Origin of the sequence: Paenibacillus sp. FSL H7-0714 (assembly GCF_038003765.1) — a bacterium.
Lineage (GTDB): Bacteria > Bacillota > Bacilli > Paenibacillales > Paenibacillaceae > Paenibacillus_AQ.
The window spans coordinates 4,029,456-4,043,755 of sequence record NZ_JBBOPT010000001.1 but is presented as its reverse complement, the minus strand read 5'-3'; the positions used below and the strand labels follow the sequence as shown (position 1 = coordinate 4,043,755).

The 14,300-nt window shown below is 39.6% G+C and carries 21 protein-coding genes and 1 pseudogene; 16 read left to right on the top strand and 6 right to left on the bottom strand.

Annotated elements, in window-relative coordinates; genetic code table 11:
- Window positions 1-333 precede the first annotated feature (333 nt).
- Window positions 334-582, top strand: coding sequence for a hypothetical protein (locus NST34_RS18020; protein ID WP_256716243.1), 249 nt, complete (start codon window positions 334-336; stop codon window positions 580-582).
- Between the two features lie 547 nt (window positions 583-1,129).
- Here NST34_RS18020 and NST34_RS18015 read toward each other — a convergent pair.
- The gene (locus tag NST34_RS18015) at window positions 1,130-1,297 is read right to left on the bottom strand and encodes a DUF4083 family protein (RefSeq protein ID WP_341128472.1); all 168 of its coding nucleotides are present in this window, start codon (window positions 1,295-1,297) and stop codon (window positions 1,130-1,132) included.
- A gap of 570 nt (window positions 1,298-1,867) precedes the next feature.
- Here NST34_RS18015 and NST34_RS18010 point away from each other — a divergent pair.
- The 6 genes from NST34_RS18010 (at window position 1,868) to NST34_RS17985 (ending at window position 4,906) form a co-directional block, all read left to right on the top strand.
- Window positions 1,868-2,050 carry a hypothetical protein gene (locus NST34_RS18010; protein WP_341128471.1) on the top strand — a complete coding sequence of 61 codons (183 nt, stop codon included), beginning with the start codon at window positions 1,868-1,870 and terminating at the stop codon, window positions 2,048-2,050.
- 40 nt (window positions 2,051-2,090) lie between these two features.
- Window positions 2,091-2,381 (top strand): hypothetical protein, encoded by a 291-nt coding sequence (locus NST34_RS18005; RefSeq protein WP_341128470.1) that lies wholly within the window; start codon window positions 2,091-2,093, stop codon window positions 2,379-2,381.
- 165 nt (window positions 2,382-2,546) lie between these two features.
- Window positions 2,547-2,780, top strand: coding sequence for a hypothetical protein (locus NST34_RS18000; RefSeq protein WP_341128469.1), 234 nt, complete (start codon window positions 2,547-2,549; stop codon window positions 2,778-2,780).
- 520 nt (window positions 2,781-3,300) lie between these two features.
- Window positions 3,301-3,522: a hypothetical protein gene (locus NST34_RS17995; protein WP_341128468.1), complete on the top strand. Its 222-nt coding sequence runs from the start codon at window positions 3,301-3,303 to the stop codon at window positions 3,520-3,522.
- A 72-nt stretch (window positions 3,523-3,594) separates the two neighbouring features.
- Window positions 3,595-4,089, top strand: coding sequence for a sigma factor-like helix-turn-helix DNA-binding protein (locus NST34_RS17990; RefSeq protein WP_341129567.1), 495 nt, complete (start codon window positions 3,595-3,597; stop codon window positions 4,087-4,089).
- 265 nt (window positions 4,090-4,354) lie between these two features.
- A complete protein-coding gene (locus NST34_RS17985) occupies window positions 4,355-4,906 on the top strand; it encodes an RICIN domain-containing protein (RefSeq protein WP_076298762.1) in 552 nt (183 codons plus the stop codon).
- A gap of 566 nt (window positions 4,907-5,472) precedes the next feature.
- On the opposite strand, the gene NST34_RS17980 is transcribed toward NST34_RS17985, so the two are convergent.
- Window positions 5,473-5,727, bottom strand: coding sequence for a hypothetical protein (locus NST34_RS17980; RefSeq protein WP_341128467.1), 255 nt, complete (start codon window positions 5,725-5,727; stop codon window positions 5,473-5,475).
- Window positions 5,728-5,949: 222 nt separating this feature from the next.
- Here NST34_RS17980 and NST34_RS17975 point away from each other — a divergent pair, with 222 nt between their 5' ends.
- The 9 genes and pseudogenes from NST34_RS17975 to NST34_RS17935 all read left to right on the top strand — a co-directional run bounded on the left by NST34_RS17975 (window position 5,950) and on the right by NST34_RS17935 (window position 11,326).
- Entirely contained in the window at window positions 5,950-6,075 is a 126-nt protein-coding gene (locus tag NST34_RS17975) for a phage terminase small subunit-related protein (protein WP_341128466.1), read from the top strand.
- 173 nt (window positions 6,076-6,248) lie between these two features.
- Entirely contained in the window at window positions 6,249-6,350 is a 102-nt protein-coding gene (locus NST34_RS32160) for a terminase small subunit (protein WP_445667696.1), read from the top strand.
- On the top strand, window positions 6,338-6,853 hold the full coding sequence (locus tag NST34_RS17970; RefSeq protein WP_341128465.1) for a terminase small subunit: 516 nt from the start codon (window positions 6,338-6,340) through the stop codon (window positions 6,851-6,853). Before NST34_RS32160 ends, NST34_RS17970 begins: the two co-directional genes overlap by 13 nt.
- Window positions 6,854-6,893: 40 nt before the next feature.
- Window positions 6,894-7,886, top strand: a pseudogene (locus tag NST34_RS32155) (PBSX family phage terminase large subunit).
- 88 nt (window positions 7,887-7,974) lie between these two features.
- Complete coding sequence (locus tag NST34_RS17955; protein WP_341129566.1) at window positions 7,975-8,370, top strand: phage portal protein; 396 nt, start codon at window positions 7,975-7,977, stop codon at window positions 8,368-8,370.
- A 449-nt stretch (window positions 8,371-8,819) separates the two neighbouring features.
- Window positions 8,820-9,023, top strand: a complete 204-nt coding sequence (locus NST34_RS17950; RefSeq protein ID WP_341128462.1) for a DUF5316 family protein — start codon at window positions 8,820-8,822, stop codon at window positions 9,021-9,023.
- 266 nt (window positions 9,024-9,289) lie between these two features.
- Window positions 9,290-9,913 carry a DUF4352 domain-containing protein gene (locus tag NST34_RS17945; RefSeq protein WP_076283529.1) on the top strand — a complete coding sequence of 208 codons (624 nt, stop codon included), beginning with the start codon at window positions 9,290-9,292 and terminating at the stop codon, window positions 9,911-9,913.
- 133 nt (window positions 9,914-10,046) lie between these two features.
- Complete coding sequence (locus tag NST34_RS17940; protein ID WP_341128461.1) at window positions 10,047-10,547, top strand: cupin domain-containing protein; 501 nt, start codon at window positions 10,047-10,049, stop codon at window positions 10,545-10,547.
- Window positions 10,544-11,326, top strand: coding sequence for an MBL fold metallo-hydrolase (locus tag NST34_RS17935; protein ID WP_445667670.1), 783 nt, complete (start codon window positions 10,544-10,546; stop codon window positions 11,324-11,326). Before NST34_RS17940 ends, NST34_RS17935 begins: the two co-directional genes overlap by 4 nt.
- 124 nt (window positions 11,327-11,450) lie before the next feature.
- Here NST34_RS17935 and NST34_RS17930 read toward each other — a convergent pair whose 3' ends face one another.
- The 4 genes from NST34_RS17930 to lexA all read right to left on the bottom strand — a co-directional run bounded on the left by NST34_RS17930 (window position 11,451) and on the right by lexA (window position 14,032).
- Window positions 11,451-12,029 (bottom strand): hypothetical protein, encoded by a 579-nt coding sequence (locus NST34_RS17930; protein WP_341128459.1) that lies wholly within the window; start codon window positions 12,027-12,029, stop codon window positions 11,451-11,453.
- Window positions 12,030-12,264: 235 nt separating this feature from the next.
- Window positions 12,265-12,645 carry a hypothetical protein gene (locus NST34_RS17925; RefSeq protein ID WP_341128458.1) on the bottom strand — a complete coding sequence of 127 codons (381 nt, stop codon included), beginning with the start codon at window positions 12,643-12,645 and terminating at the stop codon, window positions 12,265-12,267.
- A 149-nt stretch (window positions 12,646-12,794) separates the two neighbouring features.
- Window positions 12,795-13,133 carry a L,D-transpeptidase gene (locus tag NST34_RS17920; protein ID WP_042188851.1) on the bottom strand — a complete coding sequence of 113 codons (339 nt, stop codon included), beginning with the start codon at window positions 13,131-13,133 and terminating at the stop codon, window positions 12,795-12,797.
- A 272-nt stretch (window positions 13,134-13,405) separates the two neighbouring features.
- Window positions 13,406-14,032 carry a transcriptional repressor LexA gene (gene lexA, locus NST34_RS17915; protein ID WP_042188849.1) on the bottom strand — a complete coding sequence of 209 codons (627 nt, stop codon included), beginning with the start codon at window positions 14,030-14,032 and terminating at the stop codon, window positions 13,406-13,408.
- Window positions 14,033-14,300: the final 268 nt, after the last annotated feature.

The following is a 14,300-nucleotide window of genomic DNA, read 5'->3' as shown; positions in this document are numbered from 1 at the left end:
AACATTTGCCCCCGAGAGAGGGCAGAGGCGGCATTTATCACGCTTAGTATTGTTAAGTAGACACATAAGGCGTAACAAATGCTATTCGTTTTTCTTCTGTATCAGCTTCTCTATATAAATCCAAACATAGTAAGTAATCCAAAATGCCATCATGGTTGCTAATAATGCATAAGACCTTTTATCGTATGGAAGAGTAAAAGCCAAGATGATCCCTAGAATGAGGAACGGTGGTGAAAGGGTGAAATATTTCTTTTTATGCAATTTAACTATCTCCTTATTATTAATTAGTTATAAGTACATTATCGCTATTAACAAATTATGGGAAGTGCGGACATGATCCTATGCGATCTACCATACGGCACAACGCAGAGCCCTTGGGATTCTATCCTGCCGTTTGATCAGCTATGGAAGGCATATGAACGGATCATTAAGGATAACGGGGCAATCGTCTTATTTGCTAAAGCCCCATTTGATAAGGCACTCGCAGCCAGCAATATGAAATTATTTAAATATGAATGGATATGGGAAAAGAACAAGGCAACAGGACACTTAAACAAAGGTCATGCCGCTGCAAGCTCATGAAAACATACTAGTCTTTTATAAAAGGCTGCCGACCTATAATGCTCAAATGAGTTACGGACATAAAACGGCGACTAACAATCATAAATCATCTATTTATGGTGATGGAATTCCGTGGTCAAACGAGGTGGGATAGACTGAGAGATTGCCGCGCAGTGTCTTGTACTATCCGGTAGTTAACAACGATGATCCTGAACTAATCCATCCAAATCAAAAACCAGTGGAGTTGTGCGAATACCTCATACGCACCTACACCAACCCGGGGAAACCGTCCTAGACAATTGTGCTGGAAGTTGTACAACGGCTGTGGCTGCATCAAGGACTGGAAGAAAATATATCGCTATAGGGCGTGATGAACGACATGCTGCAGACGGAATGGAACGGTTGAAGAATATGCAATTAACGTTGTTCTAAGGGGCGAAGGCTATCGTCCGACAGCATAAACCCAGCAACGCGGGGGCCGCACCAGATCATTAAGGGAGTAGGAGTATCCCTCCTCTCCCAAAGGCACAGTAGACGCATACTGCGACATAAAAAAAGATAAAAGTGATTATGCACCCTTATCTTTTTCAAGCAATTCTATTATTCTGTCTAATTTTTTCTCTATGCCAGCATTTTTATCTGAAACCTTGTTTTTAGTAAGATAATCTCTTTTTAACAGTAAAACCAAGGGAATCGCCCAAACAAATGCCAATGGTATTAAAAAAATATATTGCAAGATAACACCTCATTAATAGTTATTGTTTTATTATAACAAACTAAAACTAAAAAAAAGAACTTATTTGAAGTTATTTACTGCGCAGTACGAAGATACATGACATTAAGGGATAGAGGAGGTTACAGCACTCCTCTCCCAAAGTTTATGACGCAGTAGACGCATACTGTGAAACAAAAGTATTTACAACTTAGATTTCTCTTTATACTTTGACCAATTTATCCAAGATAAACTTATAAAACCTAACGCCATAAGCAGAATTTGTATTGGATCTCGATAAATATCGAATACAATTCCGATGCCAACAGAGAGAGGTATTAATATAAGACAAATAATAGAAAGCCATTTATTAATATTTTGATTTTCCTTCTTTATGTTATTCATGTTTATCCCCTTTCAAAAAAAAAGATAATTATTATCAAATTTATTATATCATGCCAACTTAGGTTGATGTCCACATGCTACACAGTACGAAAATACTGGGACAGAGATGGGTTAATAGCCCTCCTCTCCCACAAGGAGGATATAAATGATGGAATTGGCTGTACTGAACTTATAAGGGGGCTGAGACACATGGATAAGCATTACATTGTATACGTTTTGATTAACACGCTGCATGGAAAGGTAGAAATGGCAACGCAAAACGATTCTGAGGCATGGGCATTTTATCGGGATATGAAGGGAATTCGAATACAAGTGTTCATGAACATGAATCTGATTGCAAGTATAGAGCGTACAGTATCAGCGCTGGATTAATTTAGGGGGCTGAGACCCCAATCAAAGGAGACGATACACGATGAATACTTATGAAGTATGGGTCCAGTGGAGCGAATGGGATGATCCTTGGTGCAGACGAACAGTACAAGGTGAAACTGCTGGGAAGGCTAAGTATTCATTTTGGGAATACCTTCAGGATGGATTGTGGGAAGAGAAGCTCGGTACAGTAGTCAAGAAATTGCGCTGCCGGAAGATCGGCGGTTTCAAGGTCAGTGACTTGTTCACCAATCCAGCGACCTTCCGGGAGATTTGCGAGCGCCGTGCAATTGACTTCGCATATCAAGGAATGAAGATCGAGGTTGACGGGTAATGTGGCGTGATGGGTGGCAATAACTCGGGAAATATTGACGTTTGCTTCGAGGGGAAATACTACGCTGAGAACTGCCATCCCTGGTGGCGTACCAAATACTTTGATCGTAAAGGAAATTTGATTAAAGAATTCTTGGACTAATAGAAGTATAAGGGGGAGAAGAGGATGAAAGAAGTAAATGCAGATTTGTACCATCTGCTCAATGAAAACGAAACTGGCCTATATACTCAGGAATTTCAGAAGAACAAAACGGAATATGCCTACGTTCATCTTGATTTTTCAGGCTTGGAGGACTTCGCAGAAGCCGTAGGTACCTATCCGTTTGAAGAGGGCGGCATGAAAGTCACGATGTTTGAGAGAACAATTTGCATTGACTTGAATGACATCATAGAAGGGTAAGGACATAGCTTGAGTAGTTATAAAAAATGCTTTGAAGAAGACACTTGGGACAGGTACAAAGAGCAGATCGAAGAGATGGAACTTGACTATTAGGCAGAAGGCCATCGAATCAGATCGAATAATTCCAGTAAAATGGGGCCCGGGTAATCATAGATCTTAACCATTAAAGATATACCAAAGTAATCCATAAGCGATTCCGAAGTAAGCAATCACACCCAGTAAAGAGATGGACAAAAGAATAATGATAACTTTCTTACCGTTCATAAAATTCACCTCTTATTTAATATAGCACGGGTTGAGAGAGGAACAAGAGACTTTGATAATCCGAAAGCGAGGAAATAATAATAAGCGATTGGTACTCAGGAATCAAAAGCAAGGAGATTGAATCTACAGGCGGTGGGCAAGGAAAGATTAAAAGATCACAACTCACGGAGGAAGAGAGAGCAAACCTAGATTCGAAATATCCCAAACCTATTGGTAAGGCTGCTGAGCGTCCATTTGTGATAAAGGGGTCAGTAGAATGAAATACAAAGACACTCAAAACGCATTAAGAGCCGGTCATCGTCAATTTATTTTTACTGCAAGCCCGGGCTTACCTGTAGATGTACTGGCTTGGGGACCGACCTGGGTGAGATTTAAGGATGCATACAACACATTTCCTATCAGTACAAACATGAAGATGTTTTCTATGATGGTGGAATGTATTTATACAGAAAAAAGCCATGATGTGTCAGGGCAATAGCTGCTTCTATCCTCGACCAAATTATACACAAAGGGGAATGAGGATGAACATCGCCAATAGTAAGGCTCCTGTATTAAAGGTAACGGACTTAGGTCCAGCAACTGCCTTAACTATCAACTCACCCTCAAAGGCGCGGAGCGAGCATATAGAAAGGCTGACGCTGATGATAAAAAAGTTATCTCAGGGATGAAATCAGATTGTGAGTTTGTGATAGAGTGGCTGTCTACAGGACGTAGACCAGGTAATAAACGTGGGATAGAAAGGCGAGCAGTATATCAGCGTGAGATACTGATGGACCCTATTCGAATGCAATCATTTATCCAACAAAGTAATGCAGGGAGTCCAAGTAATTTATCAGAGTGGCAAAGATTTCAGATTGAAGATGCATTATCAACATTGAGTCCTCGCGAAAAAGAATGTTATGTATTAGCTTTTGGCAATTGCTACTCACGTAGTCAAATTGCTCATCTACTTGGAATAAAAAAGGAGAGTGTTAACGAGTATATTGCCCGAGGGCAGGTGGAAATTGGAAAATCACATCAAAATAGTTTGTTTTTATGTGATTAAATTGACAACATCTCTTTTGTGAATGATGTATAATTAAGGAATAATTTCCCTATATTTGAATTGATTTCTTCTAGATCTATTTCTATGAACTTCATTACGAGCGCTCGCCTTCAAACGATAGAAATAGAAAACCATCATGAGATTTGATGAAATGGGTATTAATTACTTTTTATCAAAGGAGGCGACATTCTAATCGTATAATGGCAGTTTGATTGGGAGAAGTTGAAATCTGACTAAATGAAAATTAAAGGAGTGGACTTATCTTATGAAACGGTTACTCAATAGGAAATGGTTGATAGCGATTCTGGCACTTGTATTTATTGGATCCGCAGCATCTGCTGCATTTACTCAGACGATGCATGCTGCTGGAACGAACCCTAAAGTCATTATAAATGTAAATAGCAATAAAGCATTGGGAGTCAGTGGATGGGATAAACAAGCGGATGGGGCGCTTATCATACAATGGCACTTTAATTGGAATTCCATTGTTAATGATCAAAAATGGTATTTCGAAGATCTAGGAGACGGCTATTATCACATCAGAAACGTAGAAAGCGGAGATTTACTGGAAGTCAGCGAATCGTCTACATCCGATGGTGCTAATGTGATTCAATGGCCGGATAATGGCGGATGGAACCAGCAATGGAAAGTTGTTCCAACCAATCTGGATAGAGGTGACTCGTCGTATATTATCAACCGAGGTAGCGGCAAGTATTTGGATATATCGGGACAATCGACATCCGATGGAGGACAGGCTATCCAGTGGGATTATAATCGCGGCGCCAATCAGCGCTGGTTCATTCCGCCTGCATCGTAACACATATGAAGCTAATGCCACGCTGTTTCTACACATAGAAACGGCGTGGTTTTTTAGATAGAGAAATTCAAGTTGAACATCCGACACGTATAGATAATTATAGATTCGGAATACAAGTGGCGAATACAGTTTTTGAAGACACTCTTTGATAAATTTCATATCCTCTCTTTATTTGGAATATCGATGTCCGAAGTATAGTCCAGCAAATGCAGCACCGAATGCTCTTGCACTGTTATATAAGGTGTCAAATTAATGTTCATAAATATCCTCCTTATCTAGTGTTGGTGAATCAAATCTATAACAAAGAAATCAATAAAAACAATGAGATTTTTAATTATTTTGAAAGTTGTCACCCGATAGCCACCTATATATAGGAGGAACCTATTAACTATTCGACTCTTATAATGAATGGTGTGTGAAAAACCCACGCCAGCCGATGAGCTCACGGTTAATTGAGCTCGACAATGATATAATAAAGATGTGGTGACCATAGCTGAATATTTTAACAAAAAAACGGAAAGCATCCTCTTAGGTGTGCTGTTCGTTTTTTTGTTTATGTTATTTCATTAGCAACGACTTTTACATTCAGCTTCAGCAGCATTAACAGCTAATTTGCAAGCTGCTACCGCAATGGGATTACTTAGATTATTGCAAGCATCTCTACCGGCGTTAGCAGCTGCGGAACATAGATCCTCATAGGCTCCCATCAAGCCTACATCAGAAAAAGTAACTTCGACAATATCGCTAATTATTTGGAGATCAGATGGAGATAACTTTTGTTTAACAATGGAATTGTTTAAAGCTGGATTGTTAATGGTCATTATTTTTCATTCTCTTTAAAGTGTTTTGTATATTACAGGATTAAGATGCACTTTGTTTGAAGGGATAATACGCAATTTAAATGTGGATAATTTGTGAGGTTATAAAATACTCTTTAAAATTTTCTTATAACCCCATAATCTAAACCCAAAAAGCTGCAGAGGTGACGGTGAAGTAAGGTACATGGGTAAAGATCCTGAATTGTCGGGGGTGGTGATAATGTAATGCCAAGAGCACGTGATCCAAACCGGGACCGCGCACTAGAGATATGGCGTGAGCACGGTGGGGAAATAACAAGCAGGCAGATATCCGAGCAACTGGATATTGATGAAAAGAAGGTAGCCGTCTGAAAGCAGCGTGATAAATGGAGTGTTGTACAACAATCATCAAATAATGTTGTACAACAGCCAAAGAAAAAAAGAGTGTTGTACAACAAAAGAAGCCGAAATCCAATAAACAGAAAAAAGAAGTGGCTCGGGGTGATCCACCTGAAGTAGAAGCTGAGCTAACTGACAAGCAAAGAATGTTTGTCCTTGAATATATGCGAGACTTCAACGCAACTAGAGCGGCCTTAGCTGCCGGTGATTCAAAGAGGGCTGCCTATTCCATAGGATGGAAAACCTGAGGAAACCTGAAATACAGGCAGAAATCACAAGGTTGAAGGATCAGATGGTTGTTGAGATCGGGTTGAGCGTTCATCGGGTTATAGCCGAGTATCTTAAAATCGCATTTGCTGATACTTCTGATTATGTGGAATTCAGGTCCCAAGAAGAAACAGTTATGAGTGAATATGGTCCAGTGTTAGATAACGAAGGTGATCCAATTACTAGACCAGTAAGCTATATGTGTTTTAAATCCTCAGAAGAGGTCGACGGAACGTTAGTGAGTGAGGTAAAGCAGGGACGTGAAGGTCTTAGGATCAAGTTTTATAACAAGCTCAAGGCACTGGATAAGCTGGAAAAGTATCTAGGCTACATGGATGAAGAAACTAAGCTTCGCGTTCAGAAACTACAACTTGAAATTAAGGGTATGACTCCTCCAGACGCTAATGATTTGCCAGACGATGGCTTCATTGAGGCTCTCAAGTCTCAAGCGAGAGGAGTGTGGTCAGATGAAAGTGAAGCGTAAGGATGCAATCTTTAAATAGAAACCATTCTCTAGTAAGCAGATTCAGGTTCTTACTTGGTGGATGTAAGGTGAAAGCCCTCACGCAGATAAAGATGCTTTAATTTTTGATGGTGCAGTCCGCTTTGGTAAAACATCTTCAATGTCCTTTTCATTTATTGTTTGGGCTACTGAAACCTTCAACGGCGAGAACCTGGGGATGGCGGGAAAGACTATAGGTGCTCTTCGACGGAACCTTATAGAGCCGTTGAAGCAAATGCTTAACTCCAGAGGATACATTGTAGTGGATCATAGGGCAGAGAACTATCTTACTATCAGCAGGAGGCCGGTAAGTAAAGACTTCTACTTGTTTGGGGGTAAGGATGAACGAAGTCAAGATTTGATACATGGGATCACGCTTACAGGAATGTTTTTGATGAAGTGGCCTTGATGCCGCGCTCATTTGTAGAACAAGCGACTGCTCGATGTTCTGTAGATGGGGCAAAGTATTGGTTTAACTGTAACCTGTTAAGACAGAGGATCGCCGCTACAGCAAATATCACATATCTCTTGTGACTACGGCACCCAAAACCCGATGACGTTCGGGCTGTCGGGGCTTTTTTCTGGTGTCTGGTACAAGGTGAAAGAATACCACTATGACGGTCGCCAGCAGAGCCAACAGAAGACGGATAAAGAGTACTATCATGATTTGGTTGAATTCGTTGGGGATATATCGCTTCAAAGTCTTATCATTGACTCTTCCGCAGCAAGCTTTATAGCTACTGTAAGAAAATACGGAAAGTTTATAGTGAAAAAGGCAAAAAACGATGTGTTAGAAGGCATCCGCAATGTAGCCTCAGCACTGAATACCGGAAAGATTCTCTATAATGATTGCTGCAAGGAAACCTTTCGCGAGTTATCGTCCTACATATGGGATGAAAAGGCAGCTGATTGCGGGGAAGAGAAGCCCATTAAGCAACATGACCACCAGATGCACGGTGACCGCTATTTTGTGAACACCATTGTTATGCGTCCAGCTTCGTTCTCATTTGATTAATAGGAGAGGAGGAAACTAATTGAGCACAACAGAAGAGGTTAACCGGATCATTGAAAAAGGTGCGGCATCCGCTATGACAGACGAGTAGATCGTTAAGCAAGAAATAGATGATTGGTTATCATCCCAGGAACGTAAGGAAAAACTTGCTGGTGAACGCTACTACCGGAATAAGGCTGATAGCTTAAAACGTAAGCGAATGACCATTGGAGCAGGTGGGGCGCTGGTAGAAGCTACAATCCTCGCTAATAATAAGATCGTTCACGGATTCTTGCGAAAGCTCGTTGATCAGAAAGCCGGTTATCTGCTGAGTAAGGAAATGAGCATCCAGACAAAGAACAAAGTTTATGATGAACTGTTGACAGGGATTTTTGATAAAGGATTTAAAAGACTATTAAAAAACCTGTTGAAGGAGAGCATTAAAAAGGGGTGCGCATGGTTGCATGTTTATTTAAGAAGGGAGTGCCCCGTCAGCGACGGCTGTTGAGGCACTCCCTTCTTTTTGAGGATATTCTTGAGCATAAGGACAAACTGCATTAAATTAGTCGTCTGATTAGGCTTATGGGTTCGCATACAAAGTTGCTAGCGAACCGCGATGCAGTTATTGGCCTGAAAAGTACCCAATATTATGCTCTAAAGAAGCAATAAGGTTACTGGAGTCCGAAACCCTGCACAAAAGACGATTATTTTGTAAATAACGTCATCTGAGTCCAAACCCGAAGAAGAGGACTCTCCGTTAGTGGAGAAACTAAGTAGACACCAGAAGGGCTGTAATACCAATCGCCACAAGAAATAGCACCTGAGCTCATACCCATGATTCCTCGATTATGTGTATTCTCGTCATACATCATTTTAACTTTTCCAATTAGTAGTGGAGAATAATGTTAGAATATCTTATATATAGATATACAATACTTTCCTGGGAGGAGCACTAATATGCGCATTTTCATATATATAGGACTGGCTTTTTTTGTGATCTCTGGTATATGTGTTGGAGGATTTACGACAGGTACTCAGCAAAGAGGGAATTTTTATTCGGAATCCAAAGAAGACCGTAAAATTAAAAACAAAGTAGCGAAATGGTCTGCTTTAGGAGGGGTTCTCTCCTGTGGTATAGCTGGACTAGTATATTTGTTGTGATATTTACCTCACTCAAGTTCAAGAGTGGTAAAGAGTGCAATACATGACTTTTTACAAGAACCTTTAGACCCTTTATGTCTTTGCCGTTGAGGTTTTTTATATTTATAGTTCAAGTAAAATGGAATTTAATATAACAGTCACAATTATTCTTATCATCTGACATTATTTTATATTTTTCTTGCAAAGGTATATCTTTCATAGGATAATATGGGTATATTTTCCTAGCAAAAGTTGGAAGTGGATATTATCTGAGAGGAAGTAGAATATTGAAAACAAAGAAACCTTTTTTTAAAAAATGGTGGTTTTGGCTTATTATTGTTTTTGTTGTAATAGGGGTGATTGGATCACAGGGGAATGATAGTGAACCTACAGTATCAAAATCAGAACCAGCAGTGGCAAAGGTAGATGATACTGCAGCAACAGAGAAACCGGTCGAAAAGGAAAAGCCTACCAGCAAGCCTACTGAAGAGCCAAAGGAAACGATGATAACTGAAGTTGGACAAACCATCACAACTAAGAATTTTAAGCTTACAGTTGAATCTCTGGAAAAGCCTAAGGGAAATGATTATGTACAACCATCAGAGGGGAATGAGTTTGTAGAAATCGGAATTATACTTGAGAATATTTCCAGTAAAGATTATATGGTAAGCTCTATGCTAATGTTCAATGCATACCAAGACAGCTTCTCCATAAATGAAGATCTCATGGCTCATACTTTGGATAGTCAAGTAGGAACAATGGACGGCGCTTTAGCTGCGGGAAAGAAAATTCGTGGCAAACTAGCTTACCAGCTTCCTAAGGATTGGAAAGAACTTGAAATCAATACTGATTTTACGGTTTTAAGTTTTAGTTCAGATGGAGAAATCAAAATCGTTCTTCAAAATAAATAGGATATTTCACATATAAGAGTCTCGCCAAAGCTGGCGGGGCTTTTTTTATTATTAAACCTGATAATCTGCATTTACATAAAGTACCAAACCGATTATATTGAAAGAAAAGCGTAATGGATGAGGGGTGTTATATTTGGCGAAGATTTTTAATGAAAATACAGTTTCATTTAAACAGAAGTTATCTCCGATCCCTGAGTTTGCTTGGCATACGAGTGAGAGGTTAGCTGAGATCGCTAATTCTAAACATCTTGTCTTCGACATAAGATCGCTTGATCCAGATAAGTATTCCTTTCCTTATCATTTTCATAGAAACGCTGAAGAAATATTTGTGATTTTGACGGGAAAAGCGATGTTAAGAACTCCCGAGGGTTTTAGTGAGGTTTCTGAAGGTGATGTGCTATTTTTTGAAATGGGACCTGAAGGAGCACATCAACTTTATAATCATACGGATGCCCCTTGCAAGTATCTTGATCTCCGAACGAACCAGGGCATAGATGTTTGCGAATATCCGGACTCAGGTAAAATCAACATTCTCCCCTATCAAGAAATTTATCAGGCGGATCAACAAGCGGACTATTATAAAGGAGAAGAGCAGGTAAGGGAGAAATGGAACGGAATGGAGGATCACACTTGATTCAAGATCGATGGTTCACAGTCACGAAAATTGATCCAATTACTTATGCAATCAGTGAATATGGGCATTGGGAAAAGGTGCACTCTTTTTTGTTGTTAGGAAAAGAACAAGCGGTGTTGATTGATACGGGATTAGGCATCGATAATATAAAAAGAATAACGGATCAGTTAACGGATTTACCTATCGCTGTCATCACTACGCATGTGCATGCAGACCATATAGGCAGTCATGGACAATTTGAGACGATCTATGTTCATAAAGAGGATGAGGATTGGCTAATTAATGGAATACGAGGTTTGACCCTTGCCCAGATCAGAAAAGATATGAGCCGAGATATTACTCTTCCTATTCCTGAGACGTTTGATCCTAATACGTATACGCCTTATCAAGGAAAACCAACAGCTCTATTGCGAGAGGGAGATGTGCTTGATTTAGGCGGGCGTAGATTAGAAATTTACCACACACCGGGTCATTCACCAGGTCATATTAGCATCTTTGATCATGCCAACGGGTATCTGTTTACAGGGGATTTGTTGTATGATGTTACGCCAATTTATGCTTTTTATCCCTCTACTAGTCCGGCAGATTTAGTGGCTTCTTTAGAAAAGATTGCGCAAATTCCAAATGTATCTCAAGTATTCGGCTCTCATAATACGTTGGGTCTAGATCCAGCTATTTTGCAAGAGGTAATGAAGGCAGTTCGTGAATTACGTGAACGGGATCTTGTCGCTCATGGTACGGGCATTCACCAATTTAACGGATTTAGTGTGCAATTTTAAAATGAATGTTGGATGCAGCGAAAACGGCCCTCCCAAAAGGACCGTTTTTTTGTCTTTCCTTAAGGTTTTCAAAATTTCTAATTGGGAAAAGTAAAGTGAAGTAATAATAGGCGGTAGGGAGCGTTTATTCGGATACGATCGACCTGAAGAACGCATGTAATTGTTGGACTTGGGAGTAAGCTTCTTTGTACTGATTATCGGATTGTTGAATGGGCAGTAAGCCTGGCAAGAAGGAAATACTATACACAGGTATTTCATTGCTGTTCATGTATATTTTAAGCGTAAGTTCCTCGATAACATCAGCCTCTTCGTCACCGCTATTAACCACATTAATATCCGCACTTGAAGCAGTTGATTTACTGTTTTGTTGTCGTTTAGATACTTTTGAAAGGGTTAGTGCGTTAACAACAATCTCTGATCCCATTATATTGTCGAACGAGTATAGCTTTGCTATTGCTTTTTTGCTTGTTTTCGGATTGCTGGTACCTATTGCTATTTTTTTATAAGGTTCATTAAGGGCGATCAAGTGCGATTGATTGGGCGGAATGAATGTTTTGGTGAATATAATATTAAAAGATGAGGTTGCGTTTAACAGCTTAGAAAGTTCAGAAGAAGTAGATAGTTTTTTTAATTCTATAAAAACGGCACTTAGAATTAAGATTCCTCCTACAATGGCAAACATATACATCAAGAAAATCAGCATGTAATCACACCTCCAAAGATCTCAGAAGAGCAAGATTTATTGCTTATTGAAAGATATGCCTGAATTCTCTCTACTAGTATCTGTTAAGAGCGAAAATCGTGGGAATTTAGGAAACGACTACTGATTAGAAAAAGAGAAAGCACCCAGAGATCTGCCGATTTTGCGAGCTGAGTGCAAAATTGGGGCAACTGCTGGAGTGCTTTGTTGAGAGCTTTTTAAAATAAATATGTCAAAATCATAAGAAATTGAAGGCTGTGATTTGATCGGTATAAACAATTAGCTGTTTGTATTCGATCGGAGATTCATAGTGAATATAGGGTCTTACAGAAACATCATTAAGGACTACAAAGTTATAGCTGAAATTTTTATCGGGATGTTCCGCACCTAAATAAGATATGTATTCATCTACAATGACATCATCCATTAGAGATTTTAAGTCGAAAACATCCTCTTTATTGGAGGTGGAAGGGGAGATGGTCCCTTGAATACTGCCGAATGAGGTGAGTAAATTTACTTTTTTTCCACTCGCTTGATCGTTATTTAACAATAAGCCAGAGAGTTTAACAAGTGCATCGACTTTAAAATCGACGAGGGTTCTAATTTTTGAGTTGTTCAAAACGAGACACTTCCTTTCAATTTGAAATCCTGTTAACATTATTCGACATATAACCACATAATTCCTATTAGGTCATCAAAAATACATAAATACAAACACGCCCCCTCCATTGAACCATGAGTGAGGCGTGTTTATCTATAGAGATAGATTTAATTCCTGATCGTTACTCGTGTTCCAATCGGTACAATCGCAGCTAGTGCTAACACATCTTCATTGTACATACGAATACAACCATGGGATACTTCGTGCCCTATGGATGAGGGATCATTATTTCCATGTATCCCATAATGAGGCTTAGATAGACCCATCCAAAAGACCCCAAATGGACCACCTGGATCGGGTTGTTTGTTAATGATTGTGAATTCACCGAGTGGTGATTGAGTTAACATTTTACCGATTCCGACTGGGAAGCCCCTGATCACAATGTCGTTATCAAGAAGATAAAGCATACGCTGCGTCAGATCAACTATAATCCGGTAATTTGGCATTGTGCAACACTCCTTTCTAATTAAGATATGAGGAGGATGCCTAAACGGTTATTCATTAAAAATGGTCATTTTAGCCTATGAGAACAAATGTTCTGTAATTGATAAATGGAGTTTGATAACAATAAAAAAGCTGTTCTGCATTTGCAGAACAGCTTTTTTTAAAAAATAAAAGAAAGTATATATTATACGATATACCCTATCCTTATACTTCTCGTAGAAACGGATACCGTCCTAAAGGACGGTATCCGTTTTCGCTTGGTAGGAGTGCATACTTAGTGGATATCTCGAAATAATCCGATAACTCTGCCGAGAATGGTCACGCGATTAAGGCGAAGAGGCTCGTACGCCGGATTCTCCGGCTGAAGACGTATATGATCACGTTCTTTATAAAAAGTCTTAACGGTTGCTTCATCTTCTTCGGTCATAGCTACAACGATATCTCCGTTATCAGCCGTTTGTTGTTGACGAACAATAACATAGTCGCCATTCATAATCCCAGCTTCGACCATACTGTCACCTTGAACCGATAACATAAATACTTTGTTATCTCCAACATAGTGAGTTGGAAGCGGGAAGTAGTCTTCAATATTCTCAGTAGCAGTGATAGGAACCCCGGCGGTAACCTTACCTACGACAGGAATGCGAGCGACGGTTTGCGCGAAATGATGGACATTCTCGGAATCCTCTTGGCCAAGCAATTCTATCGCACGAGGCTTCGTTGGATCTCGACGGATAAGTCCCTTCTTCTCTAGCCGATCTAAATGACCGTGAACTGTGGAGCTGGAAGCAAGACCAACAGCTTCTCCAATCTCCCGGACGGAAGGAGGATAACCCTTGCTGCGGACTTCGCTACGTATAAATTCCAGGATCGCCAGCTGGCGACTTGAAATCTTTGACATTGGAATCAACCCCATATAGTAATGTTTGGGAAAATTATAACATAGAACTACCGTTCGCACAAACATAAGTTCTAACTATTATAAATATTAATTCGAAAGAGTTAATAAATGGTAGTCTTGTATTGATTGCGTTTCCTTCATCTAAACGATAAGAGTGATTCTTTATATGAAGAATATGGTAAATATTAACCTCTGAAAAAAAAGAGAACAATTGTTCTAAAATAGTATTGAACAAAACACATGTTCGTGTTATTATAATTTCAAAAGT

What these genes read in the sequence shown, in the direction of transcription:
- NST34_RS18010 (WP_341128471.1), top strand. Translation starts at nt 1,868, where the DNA reads ATGGATAAGCATTACATTGTATACGTTTTGATTAACACGCTGCATGGA.
- NST34_RS17985 (WP_076298762.1), top strand. Translation starts at nt 4,355, where the DNA reads ATGAAACGGTTACTCAATAGGAAATGGTTGATAGCGATTCTGGCACTT.
- NST34_RS17930 (WP_341128459.1), bottom strand. Translation starts at nt 12,029, where the DNA reads ATGCTGATTTTCTTGATGTATATGTTTGCCATTGTAGGAGGAATCTTA.
- NST34_RS18005 (WP_341128470.1), top strand. Translation starts at nt 2,091, where the DNA reads ATGAATACTTATGAAGTATGGGTCCAGTGGAGCGAATGGGATGATCCT.
- NST34_RS18000 (WP_341128469.1), top strand. Translation starts at nt 2,547, where the DNA reads ATGAAAGAAGTAAATGCAGATTTGTACCATCTGCTCAATGAAAACGAA.
- NST34_RS18020 (WP_256716243.1), top strand. Translation starts at nt 334, where the DNA reads ATGATCCTATGCGATCTACCATACGGCACAACGCAGAGCCCTTGGGAT.
- NST34_RS17980 (WP_341128467.1), bottom strand. Translation starts at nt 5,727, where the DNA reads ATGACCATTAACAATCCAGCTTTAAACAATTCCATTGTTAAACAAAAG.
- NST34_RS17995 (WP_341128468.1), top strand. Translation starts at nt 3,301, where the DNA reads ATGAAATACAAAGACACTCAAAACGCATTAAGAGCCGGTCATCGTCAA.
- NST34_RS32160 (WP_445667696.1), top strand. Translation starts at nt 6,249, where the DNA reads ATGTTTGTCCTTGAATATATGCGAGACTTCAACGCAACTAGAGCGGCC.
- NST34_RS17970 (WP_341128465.1), top strand. Translation starts at nt 6,338, where the DNA reads ATGGAAAACCTGAGGAAACCTGAAATACAGGCAGAAATCACAAGGTTG.
- NST34_RS17920 (WP_042188851.1), bottom strand. Translation starts at nt 13,133, where the DNA reads ATGCCAAATTACCGGATTATAGTTGATCTGACGCAGCGTATGCTTTAT.
- lexA (WP_042188849.1), bottom strand. Translation starts at nt 14,032, where the DNA reads ATGTCAAAGATTTCAAGTCGCCAGCTGGCGATCCTGGAATTTATACGT.
- NST34_RS17950 (WP_341128462.1), top strand. Translation starts at nt 8,820, where the DNA reads ATGCGCATTTTCATATATATAGGACTGGCTTTTTTTGTGATCTCTGGT.
- NST34_RS17975 (WP_341128466.1), top strand. Translation starts at nt 5,950, where the DNA reads ATGCCAAGAGCACGTGATCCAAACCGGGACCGCGCACTAGAGATATGG.